General features: G+C 64.3%; 16 protein-coding genes. 7 read left to right on the top strand and 9 right to left on the bottom strand.

Features of this window, described 5'->3' with window-relative positions; genetic code table 11:
- Positions 1-181: 181 nt before the first annotated feature.
- On the top strand, positions 182-1,384 hold the full coding sequence (locus ASE83_RS06025; protein WP_082443147.1) for a YecA family protein: 1,203 nt from the start codon (positions 182-184) through the stop codon (positions 1,382-1,384).
- 156 nt (positions 1,385-1,540) lie between these two features.
- Here the strand turns inward: ASE83_RS06025 and ASE83_RS06020 are convergent, their stop codons facing one another.
- Positions 1,541-2,671, bottom strand: a complete 1,131-nt coding sequence (locus ASE83_RS06020; protein WP_156352787.1) for a hypothetical protein — start codon at positions 2,669-2,671, stop codon at positions 1,541-1,543.
- A gap of 469 nt (positions 2,672-3,140) precedes the next feature.
- Positions 3,141-5,342 (bottom strand): hypothetical protein, encoded by a 2,202-nt coding sequence (locus ASE83_RS06015; RefSeq protein WP_055785279.1) that lies wholly within the window; start codon positions 5,340-5,342, stop codon positions 3,141-3,143.
- A gap of 141 nt (positions 5,343-5,483) precedes the next feature.
- Here ASE83_RS06015 and ASE83_RS06010 point away from each other — a divergent pair, with 141 nt between their 5' ends.
- A complete protein-coding gene (locus ASE83_RS06010) occupies positions 5,484-6,569 on the top strand; it encodes a DUF3800 domain-containing protein (protein ID WP_162236593.1) in 1,086 nt (361 codons plus the stop codon).
- Between the two features lie 21 nt (positions 6,570-6,590).
- Here ASE83_RS06010 and ASE83_RS06005 read toward each other — a convergent pair whose 3' ends face one another.
- The 4 genes from ASE83_RS06005 to ASE83_RS18890 form a co-directional block, all read right to left on the bottom strand.
- Positions 6,591-7,514: a DUF2971 domain-containing protein gene (locus ASE83_RS06005; RefSeq protein WP_162236643.1), complete on the bottom strand. Its 924-nt coding sequence runs from the start codon at positions 7,512-7,514 to the stop codon at positions 6,591-6,593.
- Positions 7,515-7,629: 115 nt separating this feature from the next.
- Positions 7,630-7,785: a hypothetical protein gene (locus ASE83_RS18900; protein ID WP_235513103.1), complete on the bottom strand. Its 156-nt coding sequence runs from the start codon at positions 7,783-7,785 to the stop codon at positions 7,630-7,632.
- A 9-nt stretch (positions 7,786-7,794) separates the two neighbouring features.
- Entirely contained in the window at positions 7,795-8,073 is a 279-nt protein-coding gene (locus ASE83_RS18895) for a hypothetical protein (RefSeq protein WP_235513102.1), read from the bottom strand.
- A gap of 81 nt (positions 8,074-8,154) precedes the next feature.
- The gene (locus ASE83_RS18890) at positions 8,155-8,511 is read right to left on the bottom strand and encodes an exonuclease domain-containing protein (RefSeq protein ID WP_235515974.1); all 357 of its coding nucleotides are present in this window, start codon (positions 8,509-8,511) and stop codon (positions 8,155-8,157) included.
- Between the two features lie 272 nt (positions 8,512-8,783).
- Between ASE83_RS18890 and ASE83_RS05995 the strand changes: the two genes are divergently transcribed.
- From ASE83_RS05995 to ASE83_RS05975, 4 genes are all read left to right on the top strand, one after another.
- Positions 8,784-9,827 carry an ABC-three component system protein gene (locus ASE83_RS05995; protein ID WP_055785270.1) on the top strand — a complete coding sequence of 348 codons (1,044 nt, stop codon included), beginning with the start codon at positions 8,784-8,786 and terminating at the stop codon, positions 9,825-9,827.
- Positions 9,820-10,317, top strand: coding sequence for an ABC-three component system middle component 2 (locus ASE83_RS05990; protein WP_055785267.1), 498 nt, complete (start codon positions 9,820-9,822; stop codon positions 10,315-10,317). The genes ASE83_RS05995 and ASE83_RS05990 overlap by 8 nt, the downstream gene beginning before the upstream one ends.
- The gene (locus tag ASE83_RS05985; protein ID WP_055785264.1) at positions 10,314-12,227 is read left to right on the top strand and encodes an AAA family ATPase; all 1,914 of its coding nucleotides are present in this window, start codon (positions 10,314-10,316) and stop codon (positions 12,225-12,227) included. The genes ASE83_RS05990 and ASE83_RS05985 overlap by 4 nt, the downstream gene beginning before the upstream one ends.
- A gap of 482 nt (positions 12,228-12,709) precedes the next feature.
- Positions 12,710-13,738 carry a DNA N-6-adenine-methyltransferase gene (locus ASE83_RS05975; protein ID WP_327196411.1) on the top strand — a complete coding sequence of 343 codons (1,029 nt, stop codon included), beginning with the start codon at positions 12,710-12,712 and terminating at the stop codon, positions 13,736-13,738.
- Positions 13,739-13,756: 18 nt separating this feature from the next.
- Here the strand turns inward: ASE83_RS05975 and ASE83_RS05970 are convergent, their stop codons facing one another.
- The 3 genes from ASE83_RS05970 to ASE83_RS05960 form a co-directional block, all read right to left on the bottom strand.
- The gene (locus ASE83_RS05970) at positions 13,757-14,257 is read right to left on the bottom strand and encodes a hypothetical protein (RefSeq protein WP_156352778.1); all 501 of its coding nucleotides are present in this window, start codon (positions 14,255-14,257) and stop codon (positions 13,757-13,759) included.
- A gap of 55 nt (positions 14,258-14,312) precedes the next feature.
- Positions 14,313-14,822: a hypothetical protein gene (locus tag ASE83_RS05965; RefSeq protein WP_156363532.1), complete on the bottom strand. Its 510-nt coding sequence runs from the start codon at positions 14,820-14,822 to the stop codon at positions 14,313-14,315.
- Positions 14,823-14,942: 120 nt separating this feature from the next.
- A complete protein-coding gene (locus ASE83_RS05960) occupies positions 14,943-15,221 on the bottom strand; it encodes a hypothetical protein (protein ID WP_055785254.1) in 279 nt (92 codons plus the stop codon).
- A 408-nt stretch (positions 15,222-15,629) separates the two neighbouring features.
- On the opposite strand from ASE83_RS05960, the gene ASE83_RS05955 reads away from it, so the two are divergent.
- Positions 15,630-17,894, top strand: coding sequence for a S8 family serine peptidase (locus ASE83_RS05955; RefSeq protein WP_235513099.1), 2,265 nt, complete (start codon positions 15,630-15,632; stop codon positions 17,892-17,894).

The following is a 17,894-nucleotide window of genomic DNA, read 5'->3' as shown; positions in this document are numbered from 1 at the left end:
GGCCTCCTTCAGGATGCCGATGATCTGCTCTTCCGAAAACTGCTTCCGCTTCATCTGTCCGTCCCTTTCCGGGGTCGGACTCTAGCTCCAACTGGAGGAAAAAACGGGGGTCACGTCACCTGCGCCCTTATGCCACGCTTCCGTTTCGACGCCTTCTACACCACCGCGTAAAGGCACTGCCATGACAGGCCGAACACCGCTGCTACATTCATCGCTGACTCAGCCCCTCAATCGACTGCCCACGGTCTTCCGTCCGAAGACGATCGGGCGAAACGATCGATGCTGGTGCGGATCGGAGAAGAAGTTCAAGCTCTGCCACGATGGCCGCGAGCATATGCCGTCTTTCAATATTCATCAGGCGGCTGCCCACTACATCAAGGAGCTGCAGCGCCGTTACTGCTCCCATGCCAACGCAGCAGGCCAGCCCTGCGGCGGCCAGATTGTCAGGGCCCATACCGTCCAGAAGAGCGGCGGCCTTGAGGCGATCGCACGTGACAGCCGTGTCTATTCTTTGACCACCACAATGCCCGAGATGGAAAAGAACCAAGGCAGGCTGGTGCCGCGCCTTGTCGGCATCGGCCAGGCATCAGTCTTCCCCGGCTTCTGCGCGGAGCACGACCGCGATCTCTTCCGGCCCATCGAAGGAAAGGACTGCATCATCGGCTTTGCCGAGGCACTGCTTTTCTCCTATCGGGCAGTATGTTTCGAGGCCTATTTGAAGCGGGCGCAGCTTGCCGCCTCAGATATCCTGTTTCGACTCGACGAAGGGGCGCCCGTTGAGCATCACGAGCTGGCGCAGAACATGGCGCGCAACGTGCAACATAGCGCCCGCCGGGCCGCAGCGGCGACCCATGCACGCAAAGAGGCCTATGAAGCGGGGCTCGTCGCGCAGAACTTCACGGGCTTTTCCTATTCTTGGACTCGCTTCAACCAGCTGCTCCCCGTCGCATGCTGCGGCACCTTCCTTCCGGACAATGATCTCACTGGCACGCTCCTCCAGCGCATCGCCCATGGGACGCAGGCGTTCGAGCATGTGACGCTCAACATCACCTCCTTTGCCGGGCAATCGGTCATTGTATTTGGCTGGAGCGGCACCGATGACGGCCCCGCCGCCCGGTTCGTGCAATCCTTCGATGCGCTGGACGATCAGCTCAAGGCGGCAGCGACCACGCGGCTCGCACTCGAATACCTCGAGAACAGCTACATATCACCCGACTGGTGGGAGGCCCTTCCCGAGTCCTACCGGCGCGGCCTCATCAGCCATGACGCGGCCCGCGGGGTCTATCAGCGGCCGCCGGCAATCTCACGCGCTCTGGGGTGGCCGATCGCTTCTCTCACCGCGTCCGTCATCGCCAAGGGTGGTCAGGCCGCAGACGCGATCTGAGGATGCAGCCGGCATCTGTCGGCTTTTCGTCGTTCGGCCCCATCGTGACCAGCGCCCCTCCTCCCGCGTCAGCTTCCTCCAGGGGTGCGCCCTCCGGTGTGGGCCGGGCCCGTTCCCTGCAGAACGGCGCCGCCCGGCGCCGCTCCACCTCGCGCCTCAGTCGCCTCTCACGTCGAGCGCGTCGGCGAGCGGGGTGAGCGCGGTATAATAGACCCAGGCGCGCGAAAGCTGGTTCGACAGCGGATCGCGGAAGACGACAAGGCGCCAGCGTCCCTGGGCCTCCTCGATAACGACGGCATCACCGGCCTGCATGTGCAGTACCACCTCGCCCGCCCGCTCGGGCTTGCGGCGCAGGGTCGCGTCGCGCACGATCTCGGCACGCGGCAAGGCGTCGAGGAATTCCTCGCTCGCCTTCGCATCCGCTTCGCTCAGCCGGTCGGTCTCCTGGTGCAGCACCTCATATTTCTGGTTGAGCTCGGTGATGGCGCGCTGCTGCTCAGCCGAGGGGTTCGGGATCAACGCGACTATCGCCAGCACGAAGCCCAGAAAGCCGAATAGCCACGCAGTCCACTGCATGAGCCCCATCGTATTGAGCTCGGCGATCGTCTTGGGGCCAAGCGTCGCCACATAGGCGGTTACCTTTTCGAACAGCTCGCTGAAGAGCGCCGCGCCCTCATCCTCGGTCGCTGCCGCCGCGATCGCTTCGGAGATTCGCTGCGTTTCCAAGACCATCTCGGCAGCAAGCGCGGTGGCGGAAGCGACCACCCCTTCACCGGCGCGCAGCGTCATGACATCGACAAGGCGCATCCGCTCGGCGATGGCGCTGAACCCGGTCATCTTCGGCAACGTGTCCTCGATGATCCGGCGATAGCTGTCGCCGGCGCGCGCGGCGGCCAACGCGGTCGCCACAGTCGATCGGTTTGCGTCGAACGCTCGCATCGTATCTACTACCGACGACGACAGACGCTGCTGCTGCTCTACAAGGCCCGTGCTCCGCTGGGCGATGCTGCGCGCCGTCTCGGTCACCGACAGAGCCCACGCCGTGCTCGTCAGTTCCTTGTAGCGTTCGCGCTCCTTCCGGTCTCGTTCGAGCGTATCGAGTATACCGCGGTAAGGCTTGTCGAAGTCCATCCCGTGAAACAGCCTGTCGTGAAGGGTCGCCGCCCGCATCGCCTCAGCCACCGCGCCGCCGGCGAAGACATCCTTGAACATATTGGCACGTTCACGCTCCTCGCGAAGGTAGCGATCAACAGCGGTTTCAGGCAATCCAACCGGGTTGTTTCTCATTGGCACGATCCTGTCAGATCGGTGCTGGCAGCGCGACCAACATTTGCAGCACCACCGACAACAAAGATGAGAAATGTCGGCGTATCCCAAGCTCACGGGCGGGACCAGGCCTCTACTCGCTGCGCTCTCCGACCCGAATGGCGGGTTTCGGCACAAGCTGCCTTTGACTGCCTAGCCTGCGAAAGGCCATGTCTGGTCGGCTGCTGCCGACGGGTCGTGGGACAAAGCCGTCGTAAGTACGCAACCTTCCGAACGGCAGCTCCGATCAAGACCGGGCCTCCAACGAACATCCGCTCTCGTCGAAGATTGCCTGAACTGGGCCGTTAGCAGAATGGCATTGTTTAGCCGGTCGAGTGAGGAAAGTAGACCTTTGTTCAGATGACTGGGAGTGCTAAATGGCAGCCAGTAGACTTGGCACCGCGATCACCCAGTGAGGCGTCCAATCAAAATTGTTTTGGTCGGCCATCTGCTAAATTTTTCTGGCAACGCCACTGGCAGTCCTATGTCTTCGCATCACGCCGATGAAGTCATATGCTTCGCCCGACTTAGGAACGAACCAGTAGAGTGCCAAAAGAGATTGCTGTCCTCCCTGTTCGAATGCTCTTTTCGCCGCGTATTGGAGATTATCCTCGAACTGCTCAGGCGATTCGGGCGCACCGACACTCACGGAGATAGTGTCGAGCCGGAACCTAGATCCGACCGTCACTCCTGAAGTGAAGAACTTGCTAGGATCCCGAGAGACTGCTTGCATGCCCTTTTCGTATAAGCGCTCGACACGGCGCTGGACGTTCACATTGGCGTTGAGCAGTCGATGCCCAAGACGGGTCCAGCCCACCTCCCGCTTTTGCTCAAGCGATCCGAGCAGATCCGCCCAAAAGCCGGTCCGCCGCATCTGAGCGGAAAGAGTCCCCTCTGCCCTACGGGCCGAATATTCCGGGGTAAGCCTAAGCGAAGCCCCATACCATTCGAGGCGGGTGCCGTCGAACTCGGCCTCACCAATGTTAAATTGATGTTCCTGATAAACCGCGAGGAGGTCGAGCTCATCAGCCGTGTAGACGGCGTTGCGCTCCAACTCGGCGCGCCGGGCGAGATAATGGCAGCGCTCGATCTCGAGCGAAAGCGTCTCGAACACCGTTTCGAGATCGAAGACGGTCATTGAGGGTGCGATGTCGAGTTCGGCCGGCACGAAACCCGCGCAGGCAAGCTGCGGCCAGTGCGAGGAGAGCGGCCCGACAGGATCCTGCAAGATATTTACTCGGATGACCGACCGTATGGCGCCTGCATTAATCGTGAAGGGGCCTTGGGCGGTGTCGAAGTGGAGCGGACCGTCTGCGTTGTCGACTCGCGCTTTGAAGCGCAGCGACTGGCGTGACGGCTTGACTACAAGCTCCTTTAGGGCGTCCTTTAGGCTGTTGACGGCGCCTCGACGCGCTGGCGAGCTGATCTTCGCCGATTTGGCCTCGAACGCCAGCACGGTCTTGTCGATCACCGCAACAAGGTCGGACTCCCAGGTCGTGATCCCGCCATCCTCGCTCCACTTCACCTTCTCGCGCACTTCGGCGCTTGGCAGGAAGCGTCGGACGACATCGGCGAGTTGCTCTTCGAGCAGGTCCGCTCTCGCCTTCTCGGCTTTTTCTTTGAGCGTTGGGTTGATGGCGCACAAATCCTCGAGCATCTCGCTCATCTGGACGCCAAGAATATGAGGCACTGGGCAAAAGAAGCTTTGGGCGTCAAGCTCGATGAACGGCCTCATGCGCACGGGATTGTCCAGATGGAGGCGTTCGAGCGCCGAATTGTCGACCTCACCGAACCGCAGCGCGCATCGGCGTAGGAGGCCGATCAGCGCATCCCGTTCTTTCGTCGGCGTCTCGGCGACCAAGTCCTCATAGCACAGCGTAAACGCGCCGCTAAGCCGTTGCTCGAATCGGTTTATCAGCAGCGCGGTGACGTGATCACGATCATAGCGATAGGGCATGGCAGCCGTTGAGATCTCGGCAGCCGTCTTGTCGTCTAGGCCCTCGACGAAGGCGTGGATCATCGCGATGCCAGATTTCTTGCGAACCCAGCGGCGGAGGGATGCGCGCTCGGCTTGGAGACGTTCCTCTACAAGATCGTAGAATCGTCCGATCGCCTGAACCCAACTGGTCGCCGTGCAGCCATGATGATGGTGGAAGGAAGCATCCACGATCTTTGCAAGCGCAAAGGCGTAGCGACGTGTTTGGAATTCATGCCGAGCGCCGCGGACCGCTAGCGTCCAGCTCTGTATGAGTGCGAGCAGGCGCGTGCGCTCGTCATGCGCTTGGTCGCCGTTCAGTTTCAGCTTGGTGCGATCACGATATGCAACGACATTGCGCCCGATCAGGTTGAGCACCCTGGACGTGATCGCCGGATAGTCGGTGTCGGCCTCTCCTGCGCCCCGCGCCGTCGACAGTGCAAGCGCCTGGATCAGTTCGAGGTGGGAAAGTTCAACACCTTCCTTCCCGACCTGTTCGGGGCGGTCGGGACCGCGCATAAGCAAGTGAAAGCCGGCACGCGCGAGGACCTCTACGGCATCGGTGGCCACGATCGCCTCGACGAGTTCCCGAAGGGTTTCATCAAATGTCTCGGCGGCGACTTTGCCGTCGCGACGCGCGCGCGCGAGTTCTTCGGCGCTGGTGATGCTCGTAGCCATGCAAGGAAGCTAGTAGATCGGGCTCCCCCTCGCCACATGCGAGTGCAGCGATTCGGGTCATCGACACAAGCAGCGTATCTCCCGACGGATCTGGCGGAGCGAGACCTTCCGCAATGGCGGGTCGTCACCCACATCATGCGCATGACGACAATCTACATCGATGAGTCCGGCTACACGGGCGACGACCTATACAATCACGACCAGCCGTTCCTCACTATCGCATCGTCGCTGATCGACGACGAAGAGGCCGCAGCGATCCTGCGCCGGTGCTTCCCACGCTACCAAGGGGCGGAGTTCAAGTTCGGCAACATCTGGAAGCGCGACACCCATCGGAACGGCCTGCGCGCGCTGTCAGGCGAGATCCCGGCCGTCGCCGACCGGCTGTTCCTCTACATCATCGACAAGCGCTTCTCGTTGATAGTCAAGATGTTCGACTATCTGCTGGAACCCACGTTCACCGCAGGTGGCTACGACTATTACGGCAACGGCTACGCCCGCCGATACATGAACACGATCCACCGCGATCTCCGCCGCTTCGGCGGGGAGACGCTATACGACGAAACCGCCAGCCGCTGGGATGCGTTCGCCCGCGCGCCGAAGCGCGATACCATGGATGCATTGCGCACGCACCTCACCCAGACTGCGAACGGCACCAAGCACCCGATATCGACGATCTTCGCGATGCTCGCTGAGGGTGCCAGGACGTTCGAGATCTCCAATCCCGACCTGGAGACGTTCGAGGACAGCAGCGAGATCCAGCTCACCGCCGTACTGTCGACCGTCGTCCACTGGCGGCAGCAGAGGCCCGAAGACTTCAACGTCGTGCATGACGAATCCAGCAACTTCCTACGGCAACGCGATGTGTGGGAGACGATCCTGCGCGACGACTGCGAACCCGGCCCCGTAATAATGGGCGATGGGACGAGTGTCGAATTCCCGCTCCGCGTGCGCTCCACCACCGCCGTGCGGTCGCATGACTCTGCGGCGGTTCAGCTGTGTGACGTCATCGCCGGTCTCGGCGCAAAGGCGGCGCTGTCTTTCGACGAGCGCGACAAGGACCCGTTCGTGATGGAGCTGATCCAGCTCGGCGCCGGTGAACTTACGCACAACGGTGTGCGCCCGCACCAGGACTACGCCGACGAACCCATGCCACGCAGGACTGGACCAGACATGCTCGACCACATGGTCAGCTTGCTGGAGCCCCTGCATCGGCACCGCGGCAACTGACCGCCAGTGCGCTTTTGGCGATCAACGCCGTAGAGGTATGTCGCTGATCTCGACTAGCTGATCCCAACGTCCGACGCCCTGACGCTTGAGCTCGCGCTCGAGGGCGTCCTTGATCGTCTCGGGAAAGACCGACGGGCCGATGATGATCCGGTCGAGGAGGCTGTCCCAACGCAGCGCGGTCCCGGCGGCACCCGAGGGTTCGGGGAGCTTCAGCTCGTATATTCGCTGCGGGATGCCACCCACCGACCTGATGATCTGCTCGACCGGTGCGCCCTTCGGTATCTGATCCAGCATGCAGATTAGCCGCCACTCCCGCTCCTCGCAGAAACCAGGGTGCTTCGTAGAGAGCAGCGCGAAACGCAGCGCGTTCGAAAGGACATCGGCCACCATCATCCGATCGACTGCCGAGATCACGTGGGCGTTCGCCTCGATCGCCTCGACCACCCGGCGCAGTTCCGCATACACCTCCGCCTCCCCGCCGTAGAGCACGGGCGAAGCGTAGATCCCGAGGTCGAAGCCCGTCTCCGTCACCACATGGGAATTGAACACCAGCGCGACCCCCGCCGTCGGACCGCCATAGGCACGCCACATCGAGAGGCGGCCGAGTGAATCGTCGCGATCATGCTCGCAAAGCGAACTCATGAAGGTCATCTCGCGGGCGTAGTGCGCCTCATGGTAGTAGCGGGCCCGGATGTCGTTCGACACGCCATCGTGCGCATTGTCGAGAACCGCCCACATCCGCTTGCCTAGATCGCCCTCGATCAAGATATCGAGGATCGCGCGACCATATGCGATCTCGGAATGGTCGTTCATCACCGCTGCGTTGCGCAGCCATAGCGATCGACCCGACAGAATGCTGAACGCGCTCTCGGCCGACGTGTAGTGCGCGAAGAGAAGGTGACGGTCGCGCACCTCCGCAACCCGCTCGTCATTATGCTTATACACCAACCCAAGAAGAGCTAGGATTTCGGGAGACAGGAACGGAACGGGCATACGCCGATCCTAATGGCTGAACCTCATCCGTCGAGATGCTTGCGGCAAGGTAATTGCGATCCAGCGCTCAGCAGGCAAGCGGCAGCGCTAGCCTGCGCCGGATCTTGTCTTCCGGCAAAATTGCGATCGCCGCGCCGGGCCGCTGCATCGCCTCCGCCTTCCGATGATCGGCATAAGCGGCGTAAAAGCGGCCGAACGGCTGATCGTTGCTGACGACCAGCATCGTCGTGGTCTAACCCACCAACGCGACCACCCGCGCGCCGTTTGCCGCCAGGCACCGCGCCAACGCGCCGTGGCGCGGCGCGCCAAGGATCGCGATGCGCTCGCCCCGGAGCGGGCCGATGGCGGCGGGCTTAGGCGCAGGTCCGCCGCGCGCGTTCACCGGCGTTAGCCAGCCGGCAAGGTCGATCCCGGTATGCTCGATCGCGCGCACGATCACCATGCCGGCCGCGCGCGCGTCGCTCAACGCGTCGTGGTGCTTGTGCCGAATGCCGAGAAACTTGCTCAGCACGTTCAGCCGGTGGCTCGGCAGCTCCGGCCAGGCGCGCTTCGCGACCCGCACGCTGTCCAGCCACGTCGTCTCGACCGTCGGCTAGCGATGGATCCGGCATGCGGCGCCCAGCGCGCCCTTGTCGAAATAGGAGTGCGCCACCGTGATCCGACCGGCGAGATGGCCGTCGATCGCCGCGTGGATACCCGCAAAGGTCGGCGTGCCGACGATGTGATCGCCTGTGATCCCGTGGATGCGGACATTGAATGAGGAAAAGCGGTCGAGCGGATCGACCAGCGTCTCATACTCAAAAGTCTGCACCCCGCTACTAAACCCGACAATGCCGACCTGGCAGATGCTGCTGACATTCGAACATGCCGTCTCGACGTCGACGACGACGAAGTCGGGCCGATCGCCGTCGGCCGACGATGCAGAACTCGAAAAACTCGGAAAACTCATGGGGTTGCTGGGATAGACTGGCGAGCCCGATCGATCAACATCGTCGCAGCAGCGATGGCATAGGCTGTTCACGTGCAGCCTATGCTTACGCTGGACCGTCATCCCAAGATGACCCGATCGTCACGCTTGCCTCATGTAGGTGTCCCGCTAATGAAGCATCTGGGGGCCAGTTCATCCCGGCAGACGCCGCTGGCACCAAGCATGGAATGACGAGAGGGGTTGATTTCGAAACGATGAAGCATCCTGTCCGGGCAATAAGCGTAAGCGCCACGATGGGGAACGCCGACCCGCTCGAAATCCGTTCAGGGCCCCACATCCCGCCCATCGAACGGATCAAGCTGTTCTCCGCCGATCAATGGGAGGCGACGGTCGACGAATGGGCGTCGAGCCTTCCGGGCTATGCGCTTGTCGAGCGCGCCGGTGGTGCCGGAGACATGGGATGCGATGTCATCGCCACGGTCGATCCGTCCGATCCCGCCAGCTCTTGGGACAACTACCAGTGCAAGCATTACGACCATCCGCTTGCGCCAGGCGACATCTGGGTCGAGCTCGGGAAACTCTGCTATTATACCCATCTTAATGATTACAGTGTCCCACGGGCATACCGGTTCGTCGCTCCGCGCGGCGTGGGCACCAAGCTCCTCAACCTGCTCAAGAAGCCCGAGAAGCTGCGCGAGGGACTGATCGCGAACTGGGCTTCGAAATGCCAGAGGCAGATCACCACGACCACCGAGGTTCCGCTTGATGGCGCGCTGCTCGCGCATGTCCAAGGTTTCGATTTCACCCGCGTTGGACATCTGCCGACGCCGCAGCTGATCGAGCAGCACCGCAAGACCCCATACTTCGCCGTCCGCTTCGGTCTCGGCCTTCCGGCGAGGCTCACGTCGCCGTTGCCACCCGTGGACATCGCGGCCGGGGAGACACGCTATGTCGCCAAATTGCTCGAGGCTTATGGGGATAATCAGAACACCACCTATGCTGAGCCGGATGCCCTGACCACGTCGCACCAGCGTCATCTCATCCGTGCGCGAGAGAGCTTCTACTGTGCTGAGGCGCTGCGCAGCTTCTCGCGCGACACACTGCCGGACGGGGCGTTCGAGAACCTGCAGGACCAGATCCTAGACGGTGTCATCGACACGGCGGAGGCCAAGCATGACTGCGGCCTGACGCGGGTGAATGCCACCACGTCACACGCCACGAACCTCAATCTCACCAGTTCAGCCCTGCTGGGCAGGGTCGAGCCCGGCGACCGAAAGGGCGTCGTCCATCAGCTCGCGAACGATGACAGGCTGACATGGGTGCCTGCAGGTGACTGACACCATCACCCAATCCTCGCCATTCAACAGCGCACTTGAGACGGGTCTGAGGTCGGTGGCGATCCTCGCCGAGGCGTGCCCGGACGAATTCGACCTGCGGCGTCTGCTATACTTCGACTATCTCGTCGTGCACTCCAGCGATGCCGACGGGCCGGACAGCCTGCATCCCAACACTCCGCTGCGGAACGGCGAACTGCTCGTCCGGCGCGGCATCATCGAACGCGGACTACTGCTATTCATCGGCCGCAGCCTAGTGGAGCGCCATGCCCGCGCGGATGGGATTTTCTACGCCGCATCTGACGGCGCCGGCCCGTTCCTCGAATGCCTCCAGTCCGCATACAGCCAAACCCTGCGCGAACGCGCGGCCTGGGCGCTCGACACCTTCGGTTCCCTCGATGACGACGAGTTGAAGAGCTACTTCGACGCGCGCTTCGAGCGCTGGACCCGCGAGTTTCAGGCCGTCCAGCAACCCCCGGAGCTGCAGCTATGAGCGGTTTCGAACTGCGACGACTGCGGGTCACCGGGCCGGGCAAGACGGATGCCGAGATCGCGTTCGCGCCGGGTCTGAACGTGGTTTCGGGCCCATCGGATACGGGCAAGTCCTACCTGGTGGAGGCCATCGACTTCATGCTCGGCGGCCAGACGCCGCCGCGCCAGATTCCCGAGAGCGTGGGCTACGAGCGCATCCACCTGCTGATCGCGGCAAATGACCGTCAACAATACGAACTTACCCGCGCGCTGGCGGGGGGCGACTTCCAGCTACGCGACCTGTCCGATGAGGATGGCCCCGCAGTGATCCTTGCGGGCCGCCACAACGCGAGCGACCCGGACAACATTAGCACCTTCCTGCTGCGCCTGGTGGACCTCGACCGGAAGCGGCTGCGCAAGAACGTGAACAACGAGCTGCAGAACCTGAGCTTCCGCAATCTCGCCTCCCTCCTGATCGTCGACGAGGAGACGATCATCAAGAAGACGTCGCCGGTCGTCACCGGCGACTCGACTCAGAAGACAGCTCAGACCAGCCTGTTCAAGCTGCTGCTGACGGGGATCGACGACAGCGCTCTCGTCGCGACCAAGAAGCGGGCGATCGCCAAGGCCGAGATCGAAGGCCAAATCGTGGTGCTCGACGAGCTGATCGCGGATTACGAGTCCAATCTAAAGGAGTTGACCGACGCGTCGGCCGCAGACCTGAACGACCAGCTGCAAAGGCTGGAGGTCTCGATCGCAGCAAGCGAAGAAGCCATCTCGGTCGAGCGCGTCAGGTTCGAAGACCAAGAGCAGACCCGCCGCGACGCCTGGCTTATGTCGGAGCGGATCCAGGCGCGCGTTAGTGAGATCGCCGGCCTTAAGGAACGCTTCGCACTGCTGGACCAAAGCTACGCGTCCGATTTGCAGCGGCTCGAATCGATTGCGGAGGCCGGAGCCTACCTCGTTGCCCTGCCACAAGGCACCTGCCCGCTGTGCGGTGCCGCAGCGGGCGATCACCGCCACGATGGCGTCCCTACCGATGGCGACATCGAGGGCTTGCGGACGGCGTGCGAGAGCGAGATCGCGAAGATTCGTCAGCTGCAGTTCGAGCTGGCTGCGGCAATCGCCGACCTCGACAACGAGGGTCAGATGCTCGGGACGGGCGCCTCGGACGCTCGACAGCGGTTCGAAGCCGCCGACGCGCTTGTGCGCGAGACGCTGACCCCTGCGCTGTCGGCAGCCCGGCGACAGGTCGACGAGCTGTATTCGACCCGCGCTGACGTCCGCCGGGCGCTTGCATTCGTTGATCGCATCGCCGCTCTCGTCTCCCGACGGGCCGACGCGCTCGCCGCGCTGAACACGGCTGGTCGAACGAGCGACGAGAGGCCCGGGCTCCCGGCGGCCAGCATCCAGGCGATCAGCGTCGCATTCGAGAACCTGCTCGATGCATGGCGCTTCCCGCACGAGAAGCCGGTCTACTTCGACGAGGCGCGGCAGGACATGGTTCTCGGAAATCGCCGCCGAGGCGACCAAGGCAAAGGCCTGAGGGCACTGACGCACGCCGCGTTCACCATCGGCCTCCAGCAGGCGATCAAGTCGCTCGGGCGCAGCTCGGCAGGCTTCATCGTGCTGGACTCGCCGCTCGTAACGTTCCGCGAGGCCGATCACGAGGACGGACTAGAGACCGAGCAGAAGGTGGCGGTAAAACAAGCCTTCTACGCCGACCTGGCCCGCCGTGGCGACCTTTCCCAGATCATCATCGTCGAGAACGAGGATCCGGATCCAGACATGAACCCGAGCCCGTCGATCCAGCTCTTCTCGAAGCAGGAGAATGTCGGCCGCTATGGATTTTTCCCCGTTGCGGACGATGAACTTGCGCTCGGCGAAGACGCTTCGGGCGCAACGCCGCCTGCGAGCGCGGAGACCGACTAATCCGGCACCAGACCGCCGTTGGACCAATGGTAGCTGCCCGCACCAGCAGATCAGGCATCCGGCAGTGGTGAACGCGCTTTCGACGCTTGACCACCGCCGGCATAATCACGCGACGTCGATCACCCGGACAACGTCGTCAGCCAACCCATCCGCATATGCGGCGGCGGTTGGCTGACACTGTTTCGGTATGATGATGACGGGAGAGTCCACCCCATCATCCATGGACGCCACCAGTGATGCTTCACACCTCCACTCTGGCACATCGAGGCCGTCAGGGGGCGTCCACCCCATCGGTATTGGAGGGGCTGCTTACCGGACCGCTCAACGGGACGGGAATGGCGGGTTCCAGCAAGAGCGGCCATTCACGCGCGCGCTGGGAACGGCTTGAGTTGGTCGACAGCTGCCGCCCTGCCCCGACTAGTTTTGGCGAAATGCGGACAGTCCGCATCCGCTAGCAGGGTGGACCAGTAGCTGCTCAATACATCAATAGGCGATGGCCTTGCCGATACCGCGCAACATCAGCTAGCCACGTAAGATGTGAACTCAACCGGGATCATATTCTGAAACACGAGCTACGTGATGCTCGCCGGACGTCCGGCTGGTCGCAGCGGACGCTGGCGGACCGGATCGGTGTCGATGCGCAAACCATCAAGCGGCTGGAGAAGGGTGTCGGGTCAGTGCCGACCCTCATCGCTGCCATGGCGGCGTTGGACTTTTGTCTGACCGGTCTTGCGGCGGGCAAGACGCTGCCCGAGCGGCTGCGCGCGGAGCGGCGCAAGCGGTCGATGTCGCTGAGGGACGCGGCGGAAAAGACCGGCCTGTCGCCGACCACTATCGCCAGCCTTGAGCGGGGTGGCGGATCGGTCGCCAGCCTGCTGCGCCTTCTGGCCGTGATCGCACCGAACGCCCGCCGCCGCGCGCCCGAGCGATCCTATTGGGGACAGGGCGACAAGGAGGATCGCGACATCCGCTTCACGCCGGTCGACTTCATGGCGAACATCTACGCGGCGTTCGGCGAGATCGACCTCGATCCGTGCGGGCATCCGCTCAGCCCGGTGATCGCGCGTCGCCGGATTCTGCCCAGCGACGGCGGCGACGGGCTGGTCGACGACTGGTCGGGCAAGGTCGCGTTCGTCAATCCTCCCTATTCGCAACTGCTGCGCTGGCTGCGGCACGCTCACGATCAATGGCGGGCCGGCAAGGTCGAGACAGTGGTCTGCCTCGTGCCGGTTCGAACCGACTCCGCCTGGTTCCACCAGACGCTGAGCGCGGACGCAGACATTTATCTGCTGCAGGGCCGCGTCCGCTTTCTCGATATACGTGGCAAAAGCCAGCAGACCCCGTTCTCGCTGATGGTGCTGACATTGGGTGCGACACCCGAGCAGAAGGACTGCTATGCGGAACTCGTCCCGGGCTTCTGGCTGACCCGCAGCGTCACGGCGGCATCCGGTGCACACCGCGCATCGCCAGCCATCGTCCGGCAACCCTTGTGGACGGTCGCGCCTCAATGATCGCTGTCGTCGCCACCGTCACGCCGCCTGCGACCAGACCTGGTATCGACCGTCATCGATCGCATCACCGCCGAGCGCCAGCTGACGGGCCAGCCAGGCATCGGCGCGTGCCATGCCGTCGGTGACGTCGCCGGCGGGCTTGCCATCGATGTGAAGGATTTCGCCGGGCGCCAGGCGGTAGTGACCACGGGCGCCGGGCTGCGGCAGAACAACGCCGCGGGTGCCGCCCTTCGCCAGGAACAGCCGGCACTGCGTCTGGATGTGACAGATGTCACCGCGCATCAGGAAGACGATCATGCCGGTCAGCGCATGGCGACCGTTTTCGTCCGTGCCATATTCGAGGTGCAGCACATCGGTGTTGTTCGCCCGGGCCTGCCGGGCGAGCCGGACCTTGCCGTCTAGGTCGAGCTGGTTGCCGCCGGTGAGCACGATGCCCTCCTTCAGCTTGCGGTTGCCGAGCAGCAGCCGGGCGACGGCCTTGGTGCAGTTGGTCTCGAACGCGTCGTTGGTCATGGTCATCGTCTTGCTTCCTTGTTTCATCCCCGCATCGGGGCCGCTTGTCCTCCTCCTCATCTCAACCCCGGTTCCTGCGGCGGCAGGCGAGCACGATCTGGGCAGCAGCACTTTCCAGTCCGGCGGCGCGGTCCCACGCGCTGTCCCAGGGCGGCCGGATGCCGAGCTCGAGACCGCCATCGCCGATCTTCACGGATCGCCCGGCGTTGTCGGGCACGAGGTGCAGGCTGCGATCGCGGTGGCGGAAGAAGCTGAGGTCGGTCAGCAGCAGCGGGCCGCCGACCGAGTGCAGCACGACATCGACCCGGACCGGGTCGATCGTCTCCGGGTGGAAACCGTGCCGGATCAGCATGACGTCGCGCTGGCGGGCCGCAGCACAGCGCAGCAGCGCCTGATCAAAAAGCCGGGCGGTGACCGGCGTCACCGAGACGATGACGTCGTGGACGGGGAAGTCGACGGCGGCGGGCAGGCCGGTGTTGCCGTAGAGCTGGTCGGGTTCGTCGGGTTTGAGTTCGGCAAGGACATAGTGCATGAGCGCGACCGACGCGGTCGGCAGCGTTTCGTGGATCATGTTGGGCATTGGGAGCCTTCGAGTCTTGGCGTGATCCCCGGACCGGGTCGGTCCGGATCAGGCCCCCTTCGATTTTCATTGCTCGTCAGGGGCTTCGCTTCGCCCCGACCGTCTTTCCCCTCAGTGCTGCCGCCGGCAGCGGTCGCGGCCATCGCGGCGGACCATCTCGGTCAGCCGCGCATAGCCCCAGCGGTCGAGCGCGCGGGCGCTGTCGGCGACGCTGATCCTGCCGCCGCGTTGCTGGTCAACGGCGGCAGGGCAGTGCGCGGCGATGACCGTCAGCATGGCGAGGCCGACCTCACCGGCGGGCTGGCGCTGCCACCATTGTCCGGCGACCACGCTCAGCAGCATCACCGCGGCGGCGATGCGGAACACCCAGGGATACCGGCGTCGCTTCATCTTCTTTCCTCCAGCGGATCATTCACGCTGGCGGCTCGCTAAGCATCGATGATGGCTTGCTGATCCCATCGCTGCCTTGAGCATTTTCCAGAGGCGCGGTGCAGCCAAGACTGCTTCACCTGCACAACATGACTTGGTTCGTTAACCGAGCCGGCATATGGATGGCCTGTTCGTCAGCAGGCGGACCGAGGCGTGAGAACCTCGCAGATAGTAGCCGTAAGCCCGGCCCGAACCAGTTTCGGCCGGGGAGCGGGCGTGCATGTCCAGGGCTCTTTCGGGGGCCTAAAGACGCTCGCGCCTGTCTATCTGCAGGTTCTCAATCTCCGGCTCACGGGCCGGCACCGCCTCGTTTCATGGGGCGGTGCCGCCGGCTGGAGGAGCCATGCACCGCCGAACACGGGGGTGTGCATGGTAGAGGGATATCGCCGGCGATGGTGCGAGGCACTAAATACAGGATCGGTCGTCTCGGGTGCGTTGCTGCTCGCCGCATGTGGCGGCGGCGGGGGCGGCGTCAGCACGCCCGGCACGAACTCGCCGCCAAGCGCTACCCCTGCGCCGACGCCCGCACCCACCCCGGCACCACTGCCCACGCCGACGCCCACCCCACCGCCGACAGCCGCCGATGGCACGGAATACAAGGCGTCCGCCGCCGTGGTCGGCGCCAGGGCGGCTCATGCCTATGACAGGGGCATCACCGGCAAAGGCGTGACCATCGCCGTCATCGACACCGGCATCACTGTGAACGGTCCCGAGTTCGCCGGCCGCATCTCACCCGACAGCAAGGCGTTCGAGAACCGGATCGCGCGCTGCCCGACCTGCGCGCCCGAGACGGTGACCTTCGCGCTCGACGACATCCAGGGTCACGGCACCGAGACCGCCTCGGTCGCGCTGGCGGCGAGGAACGGCACCGGCATGCACGGTATCGCCCCCGACGCGACGCTGCTGGCGCTGAAGATCAGCGGTCCCGATCTCGAGGGCGTCACCGCGACCTCGGTTATCAAGGAGAGCAGCGCCGCCAACGCGATGAACATCGCGCCCGCGATCCGCTACGGCGTCGACAAGGGTGCTTTCGTCCTGTCGCTCAGCCTCAACGGCGTATCGAGCGGCCAGGCTGCCGCCGAACAGAAGGCGGCGATGGATCAGGTCGCCCGCGCCGACCGGCTGCTGGTCGAGTCCGTCTCCAACGATATCGGCGACGACAGCGCGGCCGCCGGCACCATCGCGCGCAACCTCGTCGGCGCCGATCTCGAGAACAGGGACTGGTTCCTGTTCGGCATCCGCGTCGATGCGGCGCTGCGCCCGCCCACCGGCAACGGCCGCCCCGGCGACCTCGCCGACCGCACGCTGGCAGTCGTTGCAACCGGCGTGCAGGTCGTCGGCAAGGATGGCAGTCTCGTCACGACGACGGGCAACAGCTTTGCCGAGCCGGCGATCGCGGGGGCGGCGGCGCTGCTCAAGCAATACTGGCCGCAGCTCGGCGGCAAGGCGATCGCGCGCATCCTGCTCGATACTGCCACCGACCTCGGCGACAAGGGTGTCGACCAGCTCTACGGCGCCGGCCTGCTCGACATCGAGCAGGCGATGAAGGCGCAGGCGCCCGCCAGCGCCTTTGCCGCCGCCGATACGGTGCTGGCGCGCTATTCGTCGCTGACGCTGTCGGGTCCGTTCGGGAGCGGCGGTGCGCTGGCAGCCACCAACGCCGCGATGACGGTGTTTGACCGCTATGGCCGCGACTACCGCATGACCGGCTCTACCGCGCCGCGCAGTCGCGGCTCGGGGCTGCTCGCGGGCGCGATGCTGGCGCCGGTCGACCCACCCTGGCTGACGCCGACGCCGACCGACACGCTGCTCGGCTTCACCTCCGCCACGACCGGCCCGTGGCAGGGCACCCGGTCGAACCGGCCCGCCACCATCGCCTTCTCGCCTGCGGCGGGTCAGTCGATGACGCTCGCTGCCAACATCGCCATCGGTCAGGGCGCAGGCATCAGCGGCTCGGCGCTGCGCGGCGTGGTCGCGACGCCGGTCGGCCAATCCTTCACTTGGGTAAGCAGCGGCTGGTCAGCCAGCGTCGCATCCGGCACTGCGCGCGATGGTCGTGCCGCCTTGCGCACGGTGTCGCTGACCACGCCAGCCGGCATCGGCGTCGAGCTGTCGGACTTGGCCGAACGGGGTCAGGTGCTCGGCCTTCGCGGTGCCACCGGCTTTGCGCTTTCCGGTAGCCGCACGACACTCGCCACGCTCGCTGCCAGCCGAGGCATTGCCGGTCTGCTGCTGTCGGCCCGCGCCACCGCCGCGACAACCAGGGTTCAGGGTGGTTCGGACCTGCTGCGCTTCACCGGTCCGCTGGTCGGCAGCGCTTTCGCGGTCGACGCCGCGCACCGGATGGGCGGCGGCACCGCGACACTTGGGCTATCCTCCCCGCTGCGGCTGGAACGCGCCCGCGCCACCGTGCAGGCGCCGGTCTCCTACGACCTGATGAGCGGCGCTCTTACCACCCGCACCGCGAGCATCGACCTGATGCCGACCGCACGCGAACTCGATGTCGAACTCGGCTGGTCGACCGCCTTTGGTCCGAACCAGTCGCTGCGCCTCGGTATCGCGCATGCCGTCAACGCCGGCCACGTCGCCGGCGTCCACGACACCGCCGGCTTCGCTACGCTGGTGCTGCGATGA

The sequence above is a fragment of the Sphingomonas sp. Leaf32 genome (assembly GCF_001421765.1).
Classification (GTDB): Bacteria; Pseudomonadota; Alphaproteobacteria; order Sphingomonadales; family Sphingomonadaceae; genus Sphingomonas.
Note: the sequence above shows the minus strand (reverse complement) of the source record. Positions and strands in the feature narration are given on the sequence as shown.

Bases quoted from the DNA above. Each gene is read 5' to 3' on its own strand.
- ASE83_RS06025 (WP_082443147.1), top strand. From the start codon at position 182: ATGACAGGCCGAACACCGCTGCTACATTCATCGCTGACTCAGCCCCTC.
- ASE83_RS06020 (WP_156352787.1), bottom strand. From the start codon at position 2,671: ATGAGAAACAACCCGGTTGGATTGCCTGAAACCGCTGTTGATCGCTAC.
- ASE83_RS06015 (WP_055785279.1), bottom strand. From the start codon at position 5,342: ATGGCTACGAGCATCACCAGCGCCGAAGAACTCGCGCGCGCGCGTCGC.
- ASE83_RS06010 (WP_162236593.1), top strand. From the start codon at position 5,484: ATGACGACAATCTACATCGATGAGTCCGGCTACACGGGCGACGACCTA.
- ASE83_RS18900 (WP_235513103.1), bottom strand. From the start codon at position 7,785: ATGCTGGTCGTCAGCAACGATCAGCCGTTCGGCCGCTTTTACGCCGCT.
- ASE83_RS18890 (WP_235515974.1), bottom strand. From the start codon at position 8,511: ATGAGTTTTCCGAGTTTTTCGAGTTCTGCATCGTCGGCCGACGGCGAT.
- ASE83_RS05995 (WP_055785270.1), top strand. From the start codon at position 8,784: ATGGGGAACGCCGACCCGCTCGAAATCCGTTCAGGGCCCCACATCCCG.
- ASE83_RS05985 (WP_055785264.1), top strand. From the start codon at position 10,314: ATGAGCGGTTTCGAACTGCGACGACTGCGGGTCACCGGGCCGGGCAAG.
- ASE83_RS05970 (WP_156352778.1), bottom strand. From the start codon at position 14,257: ATGACCATGACCAACGACGCGTTCGAGACCAACTGCACCAAGGCCGTC.
- ASE83_RS05965 (WP_156363532.1), bottom strand. From the start codon at position 14,822: ATGATCCACGAAACGCTGCCGACCGCGTCGGTCGCGCTCATGCACTAT.
- ASE83_RS05960 (WP_055785254.1), bottom strand. From the start codon at position 15,221: ATGAAGCGACGCCGGTATCCCTGGGTGTTCCGCATCGCCGCCGCGGTG.
- ASE83_RS05955 (WP_235513099.1), top strand. From the start codon at position 15,630: ATGGTAGAGGGATATCGCCGGCGATGGTGCGAGGCACTAAATACAGGA.